Origin of the sequence: Klebsiella michiganensis, from assembly GCF_015139575.1 — a bacterium.
GTDB classification, from domain to species: Bacteria; Pseudomonadota; Gammaproteobacteria; order Enterobacterales; family Enterobacteriaceae; genus Klebsiella; species Klebsiella michiganensis.
In genome coordinates, this window is the sequence record NZ_AP022547.1 from 2,627,198 (window position 1) to 2,645,676 (window position 18,479).

General features: G+C 53.9%; 19 protein-coding genes and 1 pseudogene. 5 read left to right on the forward strand and 15 right to left on the reverse strand.

What is annotated here, in order from left to right; all coding sequences use genetic code 11:
• Window positions 1-534: 534 nt before the first annotated feature.
• The 11 genes from nth to blr form a co-directional block, all read right to left on the reverse strand.
• Window positions 535-1,170 carry an endonuclease III gene (gene nth, locus JLG71_RS12365; protein ID WP_004851438.1) on the reverse strand — a complete coding sequence of 212 codons (636 nt, stop codon included), beginning with the start codon at window positions 1,168-1,170 and terminating at the stop codon, window positions 535-537.
• Window positions 1,163-1,870: an electron transport complex subunit E gene (locus tag JLG71_RS12370; RefSeq protein WP_200914251.1), complete on the reverse strand. Its 708-nt coding sequence runs from the start codon at window positions 1,868-1,870 to the stop codon at window positions 1,163-1,165. The genes nth and JLG71_RS12370 overlap by 8 nt, the downstream gene beginning before the upstream one ends.
• A gap of 3 nt (window positions 1,871-1,873) precedes the next feature.
• Window positions 1,874-2,494 carry an electron transport complex subunit RsxG gene (gene rsxG, locus JLG71_RS12375; RefSeq protein ID WP_004851434.1) on the reverse strand — a complete coding sequence of 207 codons (621 nt, stop codon included), beginning with the start codon at window positions 2,492-2,494 and terminating at the stop codon, window positions 1,874-1,876.
• Between the two features lie 10 nt (window positions 2,495-2,504).
• Complete coding sequence (gene rsxD, locus JLG71_RS12380; protein ID WP_109240435.1) at window positions 2,505-3,557, reverse strand: electron transport complex subunit RsxD; 1,053 nt, start codon at window positions 3,555-3,557, stop codon at window positions 2,505-2,507.
• A complete protein-coding gene (rsxC, locus tag JLG71_RS12385) occupies window positions 3,558-5,744 on the reverse strand; it encodes an electron transport complex subunit RsxC (protein ID WP_200914252.1) in 2,187 nt (728 codons plus the stop codon).
• Window positions 5,737-6,315 carry an electron transport complex subunit RsxB gene (gene rsxB / locus JLG71_RS12390; protein ID WP_004851428.1) on the reverse strand — a complete coding sequence of 193 codons (579 nt, stop codon included), beginning with the start codon at window positions 6,313-6,315 and terminating at the stop codon, window positions 5,737-5,739. Before rsxB ends, rsxC begins: the two co-directional genes overlap by 8 nt.
• Window positions 6,315-6,896, reverse strand: a complete 582-nt coding sequence (gene rsxA, locus JLG71_RS12395; protein WP_004102633.1) for an electron transport complex subunit RsxA — start codon at window positions 6,894-6,896, stop codon at window positions 6,315-6,317. Before rsxA ends, rsxB begins: the two co-directional genes overlap by 1 nt.
• A gap of 77 nt (window positions 6,897-6,973) precedes the next feature.
• Window positions 6,974-7,414: a DUF2569 domain-containing protein gene (locus JLG71_RS12400; RefSeq protein WP_004851426.1), complete on the reverse strand. Its 441-nt coding sequence runs from the start codon at window positions 7,412-7,414 to the stop codon at window positions 6,974-6,976.
• Between the two features lie 79 nt (window positions 7,415-7,493).
• Complete coding sequence (ydgT, locus tag JLG71_RS12405) at window positions 7,494-7,709, reverse strand: transcription modulator YdgT (RefSeq protein WP_004134363.1); 216 nt, start codon at window positions 7,707-7,709, stop codon at window positions 7,494-7,496.
• Between the two features lie 219 nt (window positions 7,710-7,928).
• On the reverse strand, window positions 7,929-9,299 hold the full coding sequence (locus JLG71_RS12410; protein ID WP_025105825.1) for a GH1 family beta-glucosidase: 1,371 nt from the start codon (window positions 9,297-9,299) through the stop codon (window positions 7,929-7,931).
• Between the two features lie 103 nt (window positions 9,300-9,402).
• A complete protein-coding gene (blr, locus tag JLG71_RS12415; RefSeq protein WP_014229585.1) occupies window positions 9,403-9,552 on the reverse strand; it encodes a division septum protein Blr in 150 nt (49 codons plus the stop codon).
• A 188-nt stretch (window positions 9,553-9,740) separates the two neighbouring features.
• Between blr and JLG71_RS12420 the strand changes: the two genes are divergently transcribed.
• Complete coding sequence (locus JLG71_RS12420) at window positions 9,741-10,781, forward strand: oxidoreductase (protein WP_014838658.1); 1,041 nt, start codon at window positions 9,741-9,743, stop codon at window positions 10,779-10,781.
• 70 nt (window positions 10,782-10,851) lie between these two features.
• On the opposite strand, the gene add is transcribed toward JLG71_RS12420, so the two are convergent.
• The 4 genes from add to JLG71_RS12445 form a co-directional block, all read right to left on the reverse strand.
• Window positions 10,852-11,853, reverse strand: coding sequence for an adenosine deaminase (gene add / locus JLG71_RS12425; RefSeq protein WP_025105823.1), 1,002 nt, complete (start codon window positions 11,851-11,853; stop codon window positions 10,852-10,854).
• A 114-nt stretch (window positions 11,854-11,967) separates the two neighbouring features.
• Window positions 11,968-13,419 carry an excisionase family protein gene (xisR, locus tag JLG71_RS12430; RefSeq protein ID WP_227630953.1) on the reverse strand — a complete coding sequence of 484 codons (1,452 nt, stop codon included), beginning with the start codon at window positions 13,417-13,419 and terminating at the stop codon, window positions 11,968-11,970.
• 188 nt (window positions 13,420-13,607) lie between these two features.
• Window positions 13,608-14,003: a hypothetical protein gene (locus JLG71_RS28625; protein WP_224328040.1), complete on the reverse strand. Its 396-nt coding sequence runs from the start codon at window positions 14,001-14,003 to the stop codon at window positions 13,608-13,610.
• 61 nt (window positions 14,004-14,064) lie between these two features.
• Window positions 14,065-14,892: a hypothetical protein gene (locus JLG71_RS12445; protein ID WP_200914254.1), complete on the reverse strand. Its 828-nt coding sequence runs from the start codon at window positions 14,890-14,892 to the stop codon at window positions 14,065-14,067.
• Between the two features lie 503 nt (window positions 14,893-15,395).
• On the opposite strand from JLG71_RS12445, the gene JLG71_RS28680 reads away from it, so the two are divergent.
• The 4 genes and pseudogenes from JLG71_RS28680 to JLG71_RS12460 form a co-directional block, all read left to right on the forward strand.
• Complete coding sequence (locus JLG71_RS28680; protein ID WP_423787234.1) at window positions 15,396-15,557, forward strand: Acb2/Tad1 domain-containing protein; 162 nt, start codon at window positions 15,396-15,398, stop codon at window positions 15,555-15,557.
• Window positions 15,558-15,616: 59 nt separating this feature from the next.
• Complete coding sequence (locus JLG71_RS12450; protein WP_187228567.1) at window positions 15,617-16,429, forward strand: DUF4349 domain-containing protein; 813 nt, start codon at window positions 15,617-15,619, stop codon at window positions 16,427-16,429.
• Window positions 16,410-18,161: a terminase gene (locus JLG71_RS12455; protein ID WP_224328035.1), complete on the forward strand. Its 1,752-nt coding sequence runs from the start codon at window positions 16,410-16,412 to the stop codon at window positions 18,159-18,161. Before JLG71_RS12450 ends, JLG71_RS12455 begins: the two co-directional genes overlap by 20 nt.
• A pseudogene (locus JLG71_RS12460) lies at window positions 18,161-18,349 on the forward strand (hypothetical protein); the annotation flags it as partial. The gene JLG71_RS12455 and the pseudogene JLG71_RS12460, both read left to right, overlap by 1 nt.
• Window positions 18,350-18,479 lie beyond the last annotated feature (130 nt).

Genomic DNA, 18,479 nt, shown 5'->3' on the forward strand with positions numbered 1-18,479 from the left:
GCCGCCTTTATAGTTATTCTGGAGGGAAAACGGCAGGTAATGTTCACTATCCTGCCCCTTCAGGCAATAGCTTTGCAATAATCTGTTACACATATTCCATGCGGCATAATACACCGCCTACTCAAATGTTATTCAGAGTTAAATTTCAAGGTTTAGCCAAAGGGAGAGTTTTTATCTGTTGGAATCCGAAGTTTTTCGCATAATGGCGATATGTTCGGCTGTATGCGCTTGCATCCAGTGATATAGCCCGTAATCCTAAAAATTGATGGGTTATTGTTTTGGTATTTAACTTAAGGGTATTTGAATCAGCAGGTTTGCACGCAAAAGCGTTAACATTAAATCAACAATAAATTGACCAGGTGATCTCGATCACAAATGTATAGAAATTTTGCCTCTAAAAAAAATGAATAAGCTGGCCGATGATTATATAACCGCATAATCACCCGCAACAGCGCGAAAATGATGGCGTGAATGTCGATGAAGGCGGGGGAAAAGCAGCGTCATCACCCTGATGGATAATGACGCGGTGCGTGTTCAGAGATCGACCTTCTCTTTGTACTCGCAAAGGTCTTCTATCAGGCAGGAGCCGCAGCGCGGTTTGCGGGCAATACAGGTATAACGGCCGTGCAGGATTAACCAGTGATGGCAGTCGACTTTAAATTCCGCTGGAACCACCTTTAACAGCTTTTCTTCGACCTGTTCAACGTTCTTACCGGGCGCAAATTGTGTCCGATTGCAAACGCGGAAGATATGCGTATCGACGGCGATTGTCGGCCAGCCGAAGGCGGTGTTGAGTACCACGTTCGCGGTTTTACGGCCGACGCCGGGAAGCGCCTCAAGGGCCGCCCGATCTTCCGGCACTTCGCCATTGTGCTGCTCAAGCAGGATACGACAGGTCTTGATGACGTTTTCTGCTTTGCTGTTAAACAGGCCAATAGTCTTGATATACGACTTCACGCCCTCAACGCCCAGCGCCAGCATGGCCGCCGGCGTGTTGGCGACCGGGTAGAGTTTTGCCGTCGCTTTGTTGACGCTGACGTCGGTGGCCTGCGCCGAGAGCAGGACGGCGATCAATAATTCAAACGGCGAGTGAAAATTCAGCTCCGTGGTGGGGTGCGGGTTGTTATCCCTGAGCCTGGTGAGGATCTCCAGGCGTTTACTCTTATTCATTCCAGGCTTTTCCCGTCACATCAGACGGCGCAACGACATCGGCTTGTACCGCTTTAGCTTTGCGCTGTTTGCTACGTTCATCGATAAGGTATTTTACCGCCAACATCATGCCGAGGCCAATAAATGCCCCCGGCGGCAGCATCGCCAGCAGAAACGGCGTATCGGTATGAAATACTTCAATGCGCAGAATTTTAGCCCAGCTGCCGAGCAGGCTGTCGGCACCATCAAACAGGGTACCGTTGCCGAGAATTTCCCGCATTGATCCGAGCACAAACATCGCACAGGTGGCCCCCATGCCGATGGAAAAACCATCCAGCGCCGACAGCGCCGGGCCTTTTTTCGCGGCAAAGGCCTCAGCGCGCCCAACCACGATACAGTTGGTGACAATCAGCGGGATAAAGATCCCCAGAGACTGATAGAGGCCGAACGCGTAGGCGTTGATCAGCATCTGCACGACGCTCACCACCGAAGCGATGATCATGACGTAAATCGGAATACGGATTTCCGCCGGCGTCCAGCGGCGCAGGCTGGAAATGGTCAGGTTCGTCAGGGTGAGCACCAGCGTCGTCGCCAGCCCAAGGCCAAGGGCGTTGGTGGCGGTCGAGGTCACGGCGAGTAGGGGACACATCCCCAGCAGCTGAACCAGCGCGGAGTTGTTTTTCCACAACCCCTGAACAATAACGTCTTTTACTTCGCTCATGATTTAGTCTCCACAGGGAGTGAATGCGGAAATCTGCGCGGGCAGCGTTTGTGCGTACAGGCCGGCGCGCTTGACGGCATTGACCACCGCGCGCGGGGTAATGGTGGCCCCGGTAAACTGGTCGAAGTCGCCGCCGTCTTTTTTCACGGCCCAGTGGCTGTCGTTTTGCCCATGAATCACTTTACCGGCAAAGAGGGTGATCCAGTCGGAAATTCTGAGTTCGATTTTATCGCCCAGCCCCGGCGTCTCATGATGTTCGGTGACGCGGGTACCCAGCACGGTACCTTTAAAATCGGCGGCCACCAGCAGCTGAATGGCCCCGGAATAGCCGTCCGGTGCGGTGGCTTCCATCACCGCAGCCACCGGTTTTTCGCCATCCTGAGCGATCCAAACCTTGTGCTGGCCTTTTCCCAGCGCCGGGGCGGTAACTTGATAACAGCTTTTCAGCAAGTCGTTGTTATAAAGATTAGCCGGCATAACCTGGTCAAATAAGGCTTTTTGCTGCTGGGCAGCCTGGTCTTCAATGGTGCTTTTGGTCAGCTCGTTAATCGCGGCCGTCAGCCCGGTAGACCCCGCCGCAAAGAGGGCCAGCGTGATGCCGTGTTTACGCATGCTTTGTAACATGTTCGGGTCCTCAGCGGTGGCCGTACGCGCGCGGGCGCGTATAGTAATCGATCAAGGGAACGGTAATATTGGCCAGCAGAACGGCAAAGGCCACGCCATCCGGATAGCCGCCAAAGCTGCGAATTAGCCATACCAGTAATCCCGCCAGCGCGCCGAAGATCAGGCGTCCGCGATTGGTGGTGGAGGCGGTAACCGGATCCGTCAGAATAAAGAACGCGCCCAGCATGGTGGCGCCGGACAGCAGATGAATCAGCGGCGAGGCGAGGCTTTCCGGGGAGAACAGCCATCCGAGGGTAGCGCAAACGGCAAGGCTCAGCAGAAAACTGACCGGGATATGCCAGCGAATGGCTTTTTGCCATAACAGGAACAGACCACCCGCCAGATACGCCAGGTTAACCCACTGCCAGCCGAGGCCGGCGAGCGCGCCGCCGTAGACAGGATACTGGAGAATCTCTTCAACCGCGTGACCGGCATGAAGCGAGGTTTTGAAGGTATCCAGCGGCGTGGCCTGGCTGATACCGTCAATGCCCATTCGCAGGCTGTTCATGTCTCCACTGCTCGCCGTATGGCCTGTGAAAATCATCCGCAGCGCGTCGCTAAATCCGGGAACATTGGCGGCTATCTCATGCGGCGGGAGCCACGAAGTCATCTGGACCGGGAAGGAGATGAGCAGGACGACATAGCCGATCATCGCCGGGTTAAAAGGATTATGACCCAGACCACCGTAGAGCTGTTTAGCGATGATCACCGCGAACGCGGTCCCCAGCACCACCATCCACCAGGGAGCAAAAGGCGGAATACTGATGGCCAGCAGCAGGCCGGTCAGCAGCGCGGAGTTATCGGCGAGGATCGCGGGAATATTTTGTTTGCGCAGTTTAAGGATGGCCGCTTCGGCTCCCCACGCCGTGATGGCGGCAAGGATAATTTGCAGCACGGTACCCCAGCCGAAAAACCAGGTCTGAACCGCGATGCCGGGCACGGCGGCGAGCAGCACCAGCAGCATAATCCGCGAAGTCTGGCGCTGATTGTGGGTATAAGGGGAACTTGCGATTCTGAAAACCATTTAATCCTCGTTAACTGCCTGCCGGGATGCTTTCCGGGCCTGAACGCGGGCGATTGCTTCAGCGACTGCCGCTTTGCGGGCGTCATCATTGGCTGCCGACGGGGGAACTGCTTGTTGCTGTTGTTCTGCTTTACGCGCTTTAGCCCGGGCGATGGCGGCCTCAACGGCGGCCTTGCGCGGGTCAACGGCGGCGGGCTGCTCCGCTGGGGCGTCTTCCGCAGGAACCGCCTGCTGTTGGGCTTTACGCGCTTTGGCCCGGGCGATGGCGGCCTCGACGGCGGCTTTGCGCGGGTCACTGGCGGCGGGCTGCTCTGCTGGGGCGTCTTCCGCAGGAACCGCCTGCTGTTGGGCTTTACGCGCTTTGGCCCGGGCGATGGCGGCCTCGACGGCGGCTTTGCGCGGGTCACTGGCGGCGGGCTGCTCTGCTGGAGCGTCTTCCGCAGGAACCGCCTGCTGTTCGACTTTGCGCGCTTTGGCTCGGGCGATGGCGGCCTCTACGGCGGCTTTGCGCGGGTCAACGGCGGCGTCAGATGACGGCCCGGCGACGTTGCTTTGTGCCTGTTGCTGAGCTTTGCGTGCCCGGGCCTCGGCCTTGCGGGCTTCGCGGGCGGCAATGGCTTCGCTGTTATCCGGTTTGGCGCCGGAGAGCACGATAATCGGCTGCGCCGCGTCACGCTGCTTTTCCCGTACCCGGGCAAGGGCGGCGTTAATCGCGTCCTGATCTTTCGCCGCGGGCTGGGCCGCGGCCTGCTTATGCCGTTCAAGACGCGCGGCTTTATCGCGCTCAAGACGCGCCTGACGGGCCTCAAAGCGTAATTTCGCCTCCGCCGCGCGTTTCTCTTCCTGAGCAAGCGCGTAAATCTCCGCTTTTTCCTGGCGGAAGTACTGCACCAGCGGGATATTGCTTGGGCAGACCCAGGCGCAGGCGCCGCACTCAATGCAATCCGCCAGGTTATGGCTGGTGGCTTTGTCGTGCTGCTGGCCTTTGCTGAACCAATAAAGCTGCTGCGGCAGAAGATCTGCCGGGCAGGCGTCCGCGCAGGCGCTGCAGCGGATGCAGCCTTTTTCCTCTTCCGGCTCGCCCATTTCGCTCGCCGACGGCGCCAGCAGGCAGTTGGTGATTTTCACGACCGGCACGTCGAGCCACGGCAGGGTGAAGCCCATCAGCGGCCCGCCCATAATTACCATAGGATCGCCGCTCGGACAGAAACCGGCATCGTTGAGCAGATGGCTGACCGGAGTGCCGAGGCGCGCCCAGACGTTGCCCGGACGCGAGATCGCTTCCCCGGTCAGGGTGACGACGCGCTCGGTCAGCGGCTCGCCGTCGATTACCGCGCGTTTCACCGCATAGGCGGTGCCGACGTTCTGCATCAGCACGCCGATGTCAGAGGAGCGTCCGCCGTGAGGCACCTGCTTGCCGGTGAGGATCTGCGTCAGCTGTTTCGCGCCGCCGGAGGGATATTTCGTGGGGATCACGCGCAGGGAAATACCGTGCGTGTCGGCTAATACCGCGCGCAGCATCGAAATCGCCTGCGGTTTATTATCCTCGATGCCGATCAGTACCTGAGCTGGCTGCAGAATATGGGCAAGGATGCGAATACCCTCGACGATCTGCGCCGCGCAATCCTGCATCAGACGGTCGTCGGCGGTAATATAGGGTTCGCACTCGGCGGCGTTGATAATGAGTGTGTCGATTTTGTCGCCGCCGCCGCGCAGCTTGGCGCCGGTCGGGAAACCCGCGCCGCCCAGTCCGGCCACGCCAAACTGGTGAATACGCTCAATCAGCGCTTCGCGGGATTTATTCTGGTAATCGTTCCAGCCATCGCGTTCAATCCAGCGGTCTTCGCCATCGGCATCAATAATCACGCTCATTTCCGCCAGCGCGGAAGGGTGGGCGGTAGAGTGGGGAGCAATGGCCGCCACCGTACCGGACGTCGGGGCGTGCACCGGCAGCATTCTGCCCCAGCCGCGCGTTAACGGCTGGCCGCGCAGGACGCGATCGCCAGGCTGAACGCAGAGTTCACCTTCCGCGCCAATATGCTGTTTTAGCGGAATGACAAAACGCTGCGGCAGCGAAACCTGACGCAGCGGGGTACCGTTGGACTGGGTTTTCATTTCTGGCGGATGGATGCCGCCGTTGAAGTCCCAGACTTTATCTTTGCGAAAAGCGGAAAATAACTTAAACATGTTGTTCCACGGGAATAATGCGTACCGGGATGGTCTGAAGATCCCATTTCCAGGTTTCTGTCGTCGGCGCCACCGGGCGCAGTTCAATACATTGTGTCGGACAAGGCGCGACGCAAAGATTACAGCCGGTACAGAGATCGCTCATCACCGTATGCATGGCGCGCGTGGCGCCGACGATGGCATCGACGGGACAGGCCTGAATGCATTTTGTGCAGCCGATGCAGTTCGCCTCGTCGATCACCGCCAGCATTCGCGCCGGTTCGGCTTCTTGCGCATCGCCGTCTGTCGGCTGCGGATCGACGTTCAATAGCTCAGCGATTTTCAGCATCACCGCTTCGCCGCCGGGGGCGCAGCAGTTGATTTTCTCGCCCTGGGTCCCCACCGCTTCAGCGTAGGGACGACAGCCAGGGTAGCCGCACTGGCCGCACTGGCTCTGCGGAAGCAGGGCATCAATTTTTTCCACCACCGGGTCATCCTCCACCGCAAAGCGGCGGGAGGCGTACCCCAGAATTAAGCCGAAAATTAGCCCCAGCAGGCTAATGGCGACCACGGCTATCCAGACAGCGTTCATTACAACTTCACCAAACCACTAAAGCCCATAAAAGCAAGGGACATTAAACCTGCGGTGACCAGCGCAATCGCGTTACCGCGAAACGGCGCGGGAACATCCGCTACCACCAGTCGCTCGCGAATGGAGGCGAAAAGCACCATAACCAGCGAAAAACCGACCGCGGCGGCAAAACCGTACAGCGCCGATTGCAGGAAATTATGCCCAAGGTTAATGTTGAGCAGCGCCACGCCGAGCACCGCGCAGTTGGTGGTGATCAGCGGCAGGAAGATGCCCAGCAGGCGATACAGCGCCGGGCTGGTTTTACGCACGACCATTTCGGTAAACTGCACCACCACGGCGATGACCAGGATAAAGGCCAGCGTACGTAAATAGACCAGATCCAGCGGGATAAGGATCCAGGTATCAATTAACCAGGCGCAAATAGAGGCCAGCGTCATCACAAACGTGGTGGCGAGCCCCATCCCCATAGCGGCTTCCAGCTTTTTGGAAACCCCCATAAACGGGCACAGTCCAAGAAACTTCACCAGCACGAAGTTGTTAACCAGGACAGTGCCAACAAAGAGCAGTAAATAATCAGCCATCATTCGACCTGAAATAGAAAAAGCCGTCTATTATCGAATAAATCGATACCGGCGACAACAGGTTAACTGTGTGGTTATTACGGATTCACAAAGGTCCGCTTAACCCGTTGAGAACGCCTGAAATAGGGCGCAAGCAGCGCTGCGGCGAGGAGAGGGAATAGCAGCTGGCGCAGCGCGAGCGCGTCGGAAATCGGGGAAAAGGCAAAGGCTTTTACCGCCAGCAGAAGCGTGATCAGCAGCCAGATAATGTAGTGCTTCGGTACCCCTTTCCGCCGTTTAAAGAAGGCGATGGTCAACCACAGCGTGTAGTACCACATGGCGATCGCAAAGGCTAAGGAGGCGATCCACAGAGCGAGATGTTCGATACTCATCGCGCTCAGCAATGTGTAAGTCTGGGAAGACATCAGGGCATCAGCAAAAAACAGCAGCGACAATGAGGCGCTAAGCAGGGCTACCAGGAGCCATGCCAGCGGTGCCAGAAGCCATCCGCCAATACGTTCCACAGAGTCAGAAGACATTATTACTCCAAAATTCAACGCCAGTTATAAATAAAAGCAGGGCGGAAGTATAAGCAACTGGCGTGAATGATGACAGTCTTTATTGCACGTAGCGCCAGACGGACTTGGGCACTTCGCCGATGTTGAACAATTTGCCGCCAGAAACCAGCTCCGCCCGGCGATGGTCGGCCGCGCGATACATGTTGACGATCTCTTCGTTATCGGTCAGGGAATAGTTAAGGTGATCAAAAAGTTTTTCCAGACTTTCCAGCGAACTGATTTTACGAAATTTTAATAAGTAGTCCTGAACGGTCATTTGCGTATCCATTTTATAATCGGAATAAATTAAGTTGAATATACCCATACTGAGTAAACCTGTTCTCAACCGGCAGTTCCTTTCTAAGATAAACTGTATGCAATTATTTCGGTTGTAAATACCGGTGACAAGAACAGATGATGTTTCCGGCCTGGTAAAAAGAAATTTAAGAGTATTCCAGAACTGAATCAGGCGCCGGAAGGCGCCTGGGAGAGAAGATTAACGCTGTTCGCCTCGGCTGGCAATAACGTTTTGGTACCAGAAAAAACTCTTTTTCCGTTTACGCGCCAGATTTTGCTGGTGATCGACATAAACGAATCCGTATTGTTTTTTATAACCGTTCAGCCAGCTCAAAAGATCAATAAAGGACCAGGGGTAGTAGCCGCGCACGTCGGCGCCCTGTTCCAGCGCTTTTTCAAGCGCGGTAATGTGGCTACTGAGATAGTCAATCCGCGGGTCGTCGACGATTTCGCCATTGATAATCGGGTCTATTGCCCCCAGGCCGTTTTCGGTGATGTAGATCGGAATATCACCGTAGCGCGCTTTAATCATCATGATCCCGTCGGTTAAGCCCTGAGGCCAAATTTCCCAGCCCCATTCGGTATAGGTGCTTTGCGGGTTGCGCACGAAGTGGAAGAGCCCATCCACGCCCGGCTCGCCGCCGGTCGGTACTTCAGGAGGCTGCGCCGACACGGTTTCACGGCGATAGTAGTTCAGGCCGATAAAGTCACAGCGGTTGTCACGCAGCAGCGCGTCGTCTCCCGGTTCAAAGACCGGAACCCCCCACAGCGCCCGGGTCTGCTGCAGTAGCTCTTCGGGATAGCCGCCTTTTAATACCGGATCGTAGAGCCAGTGGGTATGGATGGCGTCCGCCATCTCTGTCGCCCGCTTATCTTCCTCACTGTCGGTTAATGCGGTGTGCGGCTGCAGCACGTTGACAAACCCTATCTCCCCCGCCACGCCCATTTCACGAAACGCTTTCACGGCCAGCGCATGGGCGATAAAGACGTGATGGCAGGCCTGAATGGCGCGCGCCGGATCGCGCACCGCAGGAGGATGGAGGCCGTTAATGTAACCGTGGCCGATAAAGACGATAGTCTCGTTAAAGGTTGCCCACAGTTTGACCCGGGAGCCAAAACGTTGATAGCACAGGCGAGCGTACTCAGCGAAGGCTTCCGCGGTACTGCGCGCCTCCCAGCCGCCTTCATCCTGCAGCGCCTGGGGAAGATCCCAGTGGTACAGGGTAATCATCGGTTCAATGTTATGCGCCAGCAGTTCGTCAATCAGGTCGCTGTAGAATTGGACACCAGCCTCGTTCACTTCACCGCGGCCGCCAGGCAGCAGGCGGGGCCAGGAAATAGAAAAGCGATAGCTTTGCAAACCCATTTCCGCCATCAGCGCTACGTCTTCGCGAAAACGATGGTAGTGGTCAACGGCGACGTCACCGGTCGTCCCCTGATAGGTGGTGCCCGGAAGGTGAGAATAAATATCCCAGATAGAAGGGCCTTTGCCGTCGGCATCGTGACCGCCTTCAACCTGCCAGGCCGCTGTCGCGGCGCCCCATAAAAAGTGTTGCGGGAATTTGGACATGAAGAAACTCCTTATCGATTGATAAAGAGAGTGTAATAAAGGCGTATGCAACTATGCAACCGGTTTCAGAAACCGGTTGCATAGTTGCGAAGCGGGTCACTGTTTATTTCGACAGCGGCTTCGTCTGAACAGCATCAACGGCAGGCGGGGACTGGTAGTTATCAATATGATGAGCGATAACTAAAAGCAGGGCCGAAACGCCCAAAACAATCCAGCCAATAAGTTCTACAATACGGTTAAAAACGTTTTCCATAACTCTACGGCAAATGGTGAAACCAGACTGAAATGGTACTCAACGACTGAAGTAACGCAAGTGTTACATGATCTTAGCTGCGCAAATGGCGTAAAGCTGAGCAACCGGTGCAGGGGCAAACGCGTCGAAGATGCGTTCAGAATCGCGGTGTTAGTGCGGCTGCGACATTTCGTTAAGGGGGCAGAAAAATGAGTGACCCTATCCGGGTAGGTTTAATCGGGTACGGCTATGCGAGCAAAACCTTTCATGCGCCGCTGGTCAGCGGTACGCCGGGGATGACGCTGGCGGCGGTCTCGAGCAGCGATGAAACGAAAGTGCTGGCCGACTGGCCTGCGGTGAAGGTGGTGACCGCACCGCAGGCGCTCTTTAGCGACCCCGATATCGATCTGGTGGTGATCCCCACGCCCAATGATACCCATTTTCCGCTGGCGAAAGCTGCGCTGGAAGCGGGCAAGCATGTAGTGGTGGATAAACCGTTTACCGTGACGCTGTCACAGGCTCGCGAGCTTGAGGCCATTGCCAAAAGCGAGGGGCGACTGCTGTCCGTGTTCCATAACCGCCGCTGGGACAGCGATTTTCTGACGGTGAAGTCGCTGATTAACGAAGGCCTGTTAGGGGAAGTCGGCTATTTTGAGTCGCATTTCGACCGCTATCGACCGCAGGTACGGCAACGCTGGCGCGAGCAAGGTGGGCCGGGCAGCGGCATCTGGTACGATCTTGCCCCGCATCTGCTGGACCAGGTGGTAAATCTCTTCGGTCTGCCGGTGAGTATGCAGGTCGACCTGGCTCAGCTACGGCCTGGCTCCCAGTCCACAGACTATTTTCATGCGGTGTTGGCCTGGCCGCAGCGTCGCGTGGTGCTGCACGGAACCCTGGTGGCCGCGGCGGAAACGGCGCGCTTTATCATCCACGGTTCGCGGGGAAGCTATGTGAAATACGGCCTTGATCCGCAGGAAGAACGGCTGAAAAGCGGCGAGCGCCTGCCGCAGGAGGATTGGGGGTACGATATGCGCGACGGGCTGCTGACGCGTGCCGAAGGCGAGGAAATCACCGAGGAGTCGTGGCTGACGCTACCGGGCAACTATCCGGCCTATTACGCCGCCATTCGCGATGCGCTTAATGGCATCGGCGTTAACCCGGTTCCGGCAAGCCAGGCGATTCAGATTATGGAGCTGATTGAGCTTGGGCTGGAGTCGGCCAGGCATCGGGCGACGCTGTGCCTGAATTAGGCCGACCTGACGAAACGCGCTGGCCAGGCGCTGATTGAGCTTCCCCCCGTGCTGGCACGGGGGAGAAACATCAAGCCTGCTGCACGCGCTGGATCAGCGCCGCTTTTTCCTGGGCGCTTAAAAAGGCGAGCTCCAGACCGTTTCTCTGCGCCTGGCGAATTTGCTCGCGGCTTAAACCGGCTGCCGGGGCGGCGACGGTGTATTCGTGGATAATATCGACGCCCTGAACGGCGGGGTCGTCGGTATTGATGCAGGCCAGCACGCCGTGTTCAAGGAATGTTTTCAGCGGATGCTCGGCCAGGGATGGCACGGTGCTGGTCTGAATATTAGAGGTCAGGCAGGACTCAATCCCGATTCGCTGCGCGGCGAGATAATCCATCAGCGCCGGATCCTGCACCGCCTTCACGCCGTGGCCGATACGCTCGGCGCCCAGTTCGCGAATCGCCTGCCAGATGCTTTCCGGGCCAGCGGCTTCGCCCGCATGTACGGTGATGCGCCAGCCCGCATCGCGCGCGCGGCTGAAGTGATCCATAAACAGATTTCCCGGGAAGCCGAGCTCATCCCCGGCGAGGTCGAGGGCGGTGATGCCATCGCGATGGGCGAGCAGGGCCGCGAGCTCCTCTTCGCAGGCCGCTTCGCCAAAGGTGCGGCTCAGAATGCCGATCAGGCGGGCCTCAACGTTAAAGTCGCGGCTGCCTTCTTTAACGCCGGCGATCACCGCTTCGACTACGCCCGCGACCGGCAGCTGGTGGGTCATCGCCATATAGCGCGGAGAGAAACGCAGTTCAACGTAGTGCAGGCCGTTGCGAGCGGCATCTTCGAGGTTTTCATAAGCGACGCGGCGGCAGGCTTCCAGCGAGGCCAGTACCTTTACGCCCCAGTCCAGCTTAGCGAGGAAGCTGACCAGATCAGGCTCATTGCTGGTGACCTGTACATGAGGACGTAAGGTGTCGAGGGTGTCTGCCGGAAGGGCGAGGTTGTACTGGCGGCCAAGATCGAGAATGGTTTGGGCCCGGATATTACCATCAAGGTGGCGATGGATGTCGGTTAATGGCAAAGTTAAATCAATCATGGTCGCACTCTTTTTTTAGTTAAAGTGCGCGTCATTGTACAACAGTTGCGTAACTAATTAAAAGCATTGAAAAAATTACGATGATACAAGTATTTGGGGGCACTATGGGGGCAATTACAGCATCTTTGCGTTCAGCATAGCGATTTCATCCTTGTCCTTTTCACTCATCCATTTTGAATAAATTTCATAAACCATCTTCGCATTTTCATGTCCCATTTGGGTTGCGATAAACGAAGGATTTGCCCCAGCAGATAGGGTCCAGCAGGCATATGTGTGCCTGGACTGATAGGGCACCCGATTGCGGATCCCCGATTTCTCGATGCCAACCTTCCAACTGTAACGAAGCGCATTTTTGGAGTAGTAGGGGTTCGGCTCTTTTGATTTTCTCAGCGGGCGAAAAACGAAATTCACCTTCTGGTGTTCCATGCTGGCGTATTCACGGTGATGGAAAACAATCTCGATTTTATTATCTTTCCCGGTTATCGCAAATTGAGCCTGTAGAGCATCCAGTGCAGGTTTAAGCAAGGTTATCGTTCGTACCCCCGCGTCTGTTTTTGGCGGTCCAAATTGGTCGTATTTGTTGATATTCCGGTGTACATGGATCGTTCCTTTCTTAAGATCCACGTCATCCCAGCTTAGCGCGCAAAGTTCACCGTGACGCATACCAGTATAGAAAGCTACTACCCATAGATTAATCATGGCTTTTGGAACGGCCTTAATTAGCTCTGCATATTCATTCTTCGTTAATGGGTCTGGCGCTTTTTTGGGACGTTTCAACATAGTGATTTTTTCAAAAGGGCTGTGGTTGATGAAGTTACTATTTTGGGCAAATTTCATCATGGTGCAGAGTATACGGATTTGCTCGTTGACTGTTGCAGGTGCCCGGCCTGTTTTATTCAGGTGGGGGTACTTCTCGTTAACCACAGGGCCAGTCAGGAGTATTTTACGATAATTAAGAATATCCATCTGTTGGATTTCGCTAATTAGCATCGAGGGTCCTATCAGGCGGGTCAGTGTGGAAATGGTCGATTCCAGGTTACGCATTGAAGCGTGTGTAATATCCAGTTCTTTCGCGTCATGGTAGGCAGCGCACAACTCCTGAAATGTGTTAATTCTCAGCGTGGAATAATATTTCTTAGCAGTTCTGGAGTCGGGGAACTGCGTTAAGTAGTCGAAGACGCCTAACTGAATTTCACTGTGAATTTTTGCGCGTAAGTGGCCAGCCTTTTTGATATTGGCATTATTGACGACCCAGCCTTTCAGCGTTTCGCGGCAACGGTTGCCGCGGTAACTAAAGACTATGCGGATCTTGCCATTATGGATTTCTACCCCAGTTGGTAATAACAAACTACGCCTCCTGCACGAACTGATTGATCTGAGGGTAGTTGTACCAGACTGTGCAACGGGGTGATTTCCCATCCCCCAAAGTCTGGAGAACTTTTTAAAGTGGACTCCTTCTATCCAGCGGTGGTTTCGGTAACCACCGATCTGACGCTTCGATAGCCCAGTTTTTTCGCACAATTTGGCTTCAACAACCCACTCTTCGTTGAAGACGATATTTGGCATGGTCTGTATCTCGTGTTTTGCCCGCCCATGGCGCGAAAGAGCCCAGCCCGCCGGATATGGTCTTCTCCGGCGGAGTTTATTCAGGATTGTGGCGGTAGGGCGGGACAGTTGGTGGTGGGGTTAAATATTGGTAAGTGCCCAGACAATCGCGAATGCGATGCCTACGTAAGCAAAGGCTTCAGGCCAGTTCATTGCTTTGTTCCTTGCTCCACGTTTTTCAGGTCGTTTTCCGCGAAAAGGATAGAGGTACGCGCAGACCGCAATCGGGCTTTAGCGTTCTTTTCCTCGCGCTCAAGGTTGGCGACTGCCTCACGCAGCTCATCCCGCCGTTCGTAGAGTTTAGTGATCTCGGTGACTATGGACTCACCGTCATAGGCGACAGCCAGAATATGCTCGAAGGGATCCAAAACGACCCTGCACTGGGTGCAGCGAAGTACGCGCTCGGCCTCTTCGACGATTACGGCCCTATGTTTGCAGCGCCTCTGGCTGCATTCCTTGCGGTCAGTAACAACGATATTCAGCAGCTTTTCTTCATCACGCTGGCGCTGGACCAGCGGCACAATGTTATCTATTGGTTCATCTATTCAAAAATCCCCCATTAAAAAAGCCCCATTTTATGGGGCTTGGTGTAAATATATATAATGTTTAGCCGAAACAAAATTGTATATTATTATCATTTACTAGTGTGTTGTTCGCTTCAAGCCAATCATCAACACCTTTGTAGAGCATTGTGCATACTTTCTTCGCCAGTTCTCGATTTAATGCTGCACTATTGAAAACAATTTCAACCTGTCGAACGCTTACATCAGATCGGAAGGATTCTTTTGGTACACTTTTGCCACCGCCAGATTTTGATTTCTCCATTCGAACGGTTGAAGAATAGAATGTCAGTTTAACAACATCATCAACAGTAATTGTGCTCTGGCTAAACATCGATTTTTCATTTACTTCATTCTCCCTTGAAAGGCAACTCTTAACTAGCTGAACCAAGCTGTCTTTAATACCTTTCTTATCTTTCTCTGTCGCCGAATCATAAAGAGAAGAAATATTATCAATGAGCGAATCGTAATTACTATATTCATAATGAACATTCGTATCTTCGGATTTGCTACACACCATTAAAGGAAATCTTAATACTTGATCTACATAATTATAAAAATTCTTTTCATTTTCAGATTTGTCTGGCTGAAGTGGATTCCATTTTGTCTTCGCTTGTGCGATTCCAAGTATTGTGGTCACAAAGTTAGCCGGAGATTTTACTAATTTCTCTGCCAAAACATCTAAATCACTTTTGATTTGTGACATTTCCTTTGCATCTACTAGCGCTTTAGATGCCTGTCGACCAACTAACACCGCCGAACCACAAGAAATACCAGCCCAGTCATTATTACCAGTTAATAGACCAGCAAAATCCATTTCAAGCCCATTTAACCAAGCGTCAATAGATTCATTCATGAACTTATTATCATTCATTTTAACTCCTTAAATTGATTATCCTCATTAGTCCTGAAATAAAATAATAAGTTGAGGATTTTCTTAATGTGATTTATATCACATTGTTAAACTTAGGGAGGGGCGAAAACATCAAATAAATAATTAATCATAAATATCATCAATATATGATCTTATAAACTTCCGCATATTAATAAATCATTGTTAGTAATTATTTGATGAATCCAGTAAGCCAAAATATCTTGTGGGTGAACTGATTTAACATTCCTTTAAATACTCTGTTGTTACTTAAGCTCAACGCACTCGGCATCAAAGAGAAATGGATCTATCGGGTTTAATGCGTTCTCGATTGGGGAGCCGCCTGATAGGTACATCAACTGGATTGCTCGCTTTAACAACACACGATTTGCTGTTTCTGCTTTCCGGTATTCCTGAAGTTCGCAAACTATCGAAAGCACTTGCGCTGGGCTTAAGGACTCTAGGTAGTCACATATCGCACACTGCCCGACAGCGATATCGAGTGCATGAATCGTCTGAAAGAGGTTAGCCGCCATTTCTGCAATCTGATTTCCACTAATCAGGAAACGGGCGCAGATGTGCGCTGGTCGACAATTGCCAAAACCCACATGCAGCAAGCGTGCATGGCGGCATGCCGAGCAATTGCTAAACCGGATAACGATTGCTAACAGCTGTCACTACAGAGCGTCATTACGATGGCGCTCAATAGTGATTATTGGGTGATGTTATGGCGAAAACGGACTGGAAAAAGCTGGAGCAGGAATTCCAGCGCGCGCACGCCAAAACTGGCATCAAATTGCAGGACTGGTGTGCACAGAACGGCATAAGCTACGCCAGCGCTCGCCGCTACATCAAAACACGCAAAAGTGCGCAAAATAATGCGCAGAACGCGCAGAAAAAAGCGCGCAAAAGTGCGCAAAAAAAGAAGACGGAAGCCAGTAACGGCGAGGATTCTCCGCAAAATTTATCTCGCCCCAACAACGGCGAAAATTGCGCAGAAGAGCCAAAAACGAAACGGATTCGCGGATCCCGATCTTTGGCCCCGACAAACGCGTTTCAGGAGCGCAATACCGCAGCCGTAAAACACCGCGGCTACGCGAAGTATCTCGATGCTGATGGACTGATGGACGATGCCAGCGAGATGGCGCTCATTGACGAGCTGGTTTTCACCCGCGCCCGGGCGCTATCGGTCACCACCACGATGAAACGCATGTTCGATGACATGGCGCAGGCCGACAGCGTTGAAGTGCGTGTTGAACTGTACGGCAAAATTCTGCAGGTAGAGCAGGCGCTGGACCGCAATATTGGGCGTATTGAGTCGATAGAGCGGACGCTCAGCACGCTGGATGTGTATGCAGCCACCACACCGAAGATTATCGCCGACACCGCACGCATTAAAGCGGCGACGGCGAAACTGAAAGCGGAAACCGACATTCTCACCAGCCAGAAACAGGGAGTTACCACGCCGATGACGTCCATCGTTGCCGACATTCAGGCGATGAACAATTCAGGGAGGATCAATGACTACCCGGAGGAATGACCCGCAGTACTGCGAACCGGACATGTCAGCTATGTCGGAGGCGGAGCAGCGGCGCTTCATTCTGCTGAATCTCAGCAATCCCTGGTGGCGTCTCAATAACCTGTACAAAATTCAGGACGAGAAGGGAAATCTTGTCACGTTCCGCATGCGACCGGCACAGCGGCGTCTGTTTCGGAACATGCACAACAAGAACATCATCCTGAAGGCGCGCCAGCTGGGTTTCTCCACCAGCATTGATATTTATCTGCTGGACCAGGCGCTGTTTACGCCACACCTGAAGTGTGGCATCGTCGCGCAGGACAAAGCGGCGGCGGGGGAGATATTCCGTACCAAAATCGCGATACCGTTCGATAACCTCCCTGGCTGGTTGCGGGCGTCATTCACAGTCGTGGAGCGACGCGGCGGCGCGAATGGTGGCTTTATTCTGTTTGGTCACGGATCCAGTATTCAGGTGGCAACCTCATTTCGTTCAGGTACTGTCCAGCGTCTGCATATCTCCGAACACGGCAAGATTTGCGCGAAATACCCTGCGAAGGCGAAGGAGCTTCGCACCGGTACGCTTAACGCGGTGGCGGAAGAGTGCATTATTTTTGATGAATCCACCGCGGAGGGCGTGGGCGGTGATTACCATTCTATGTGCATGGCTGCCATTGAGCTGGAGCAGGCTGGGTTAGATCTGACCAATCAGGACTTCAAATTCCACTTCTATCCCTGGTACGACGATCCTAAGTACAGCGCACCGGTGCCGTCAGGTGGCCTTCGTCTCAGCAAATACCACCGTGAGTATTTCGCCGCGGTTGAGCAGCGCATGGGTATCACTCTTAATGATGAGCAAAAGCAGTGGTACATCGGCAAAGAGCGATCTCAGGGTGGAGAGATGAAGCAGGAGTTCCCCAGCACGCCGGAAGAGGCGTTCCTGACATCCGGGCGCCGGGTATTCGATGCGATTGCAACAATGCGCGCTGGTGGCCGGTGTATTACCCCGCTGATTGTCTACGACATTGATCCGGTAACCGGGAAGAAGTCGAAGGTGCAGGCGCTGCGCGGCGGTAATCAGGAAGAGTTGCAGCGCACGGTGATGAATCACCTGCTGGTCTGGGAACTGCCGGATCCTGATGAGGATTATGCTATCGGCGCGGATATTGCCGAAGGCTTGGAACATGGCGATCGTTCGTCGTTTGACGTTGTGAAGAAGAGCATCGGTGAGCAAGTGGCTCATTGGTACGGTCATCTCCACGCTGAATTATTCGCCATGCTGCTGGCGCACGTTGGCCGGTTATACAGCAGCGTCATTGAGCGCGGTAACGGCGAAAACCTGTCTATACCGGCGTATATCGGCCCGGAACGGAACAACCACGGGCACGCAGTGATCCTGGCTCTCCGCAAGATTTACCCCACCAGCCGTATTTACACCGAAGAATACATAGACCGGGATACCGATGAAGAGACGACGAAGCTTGGCTGGCTGACAACCAGGCAGAGCAAGCCGATTGTCATTGAGGGCATGAAGACCCTTTTACGTGAGGACTGTGATGGTATTCGTTGGGCAGGAACTATCACGGAGATGTCTTCATACGTCTACGACAAGAAAGGCTCGATGAACGCACAGGAAGGGTGTTTTGACGATCAGGTTATGAGCTATTGCATTGCGCAGGAGATGCGCGCCCGTATGCCGGCACGCCCGGTTGTATTCCACGAACGATCCACATCTCAACACTGGATGACGCAATAATGCAGATTGTACAGATTAACAAACAGCGTAAGCACAAAGGGCAGTTTACGCAGCAGCAACTGTTGAAGCTGATGGGCGATATCGATGGGCAGCCCGACTGGCGCAGTGATGCCAATACAGCGGCAGCTTACTATGATGGCGATCAGTTGCCTCCGCAGGTTATACAGGTTTTGCAGCAGCGCGGGCAAAGGGAGCAATGACGAAATCGCTCATAGCAAAACGCTATTAATCATAGACAATCAGTATTTAATTTCGCGCCCGAGATTTTCTATAGTCTCAGGCGCTGGTTTTCCTGCAATGAATGGCAGGCAATTTTAA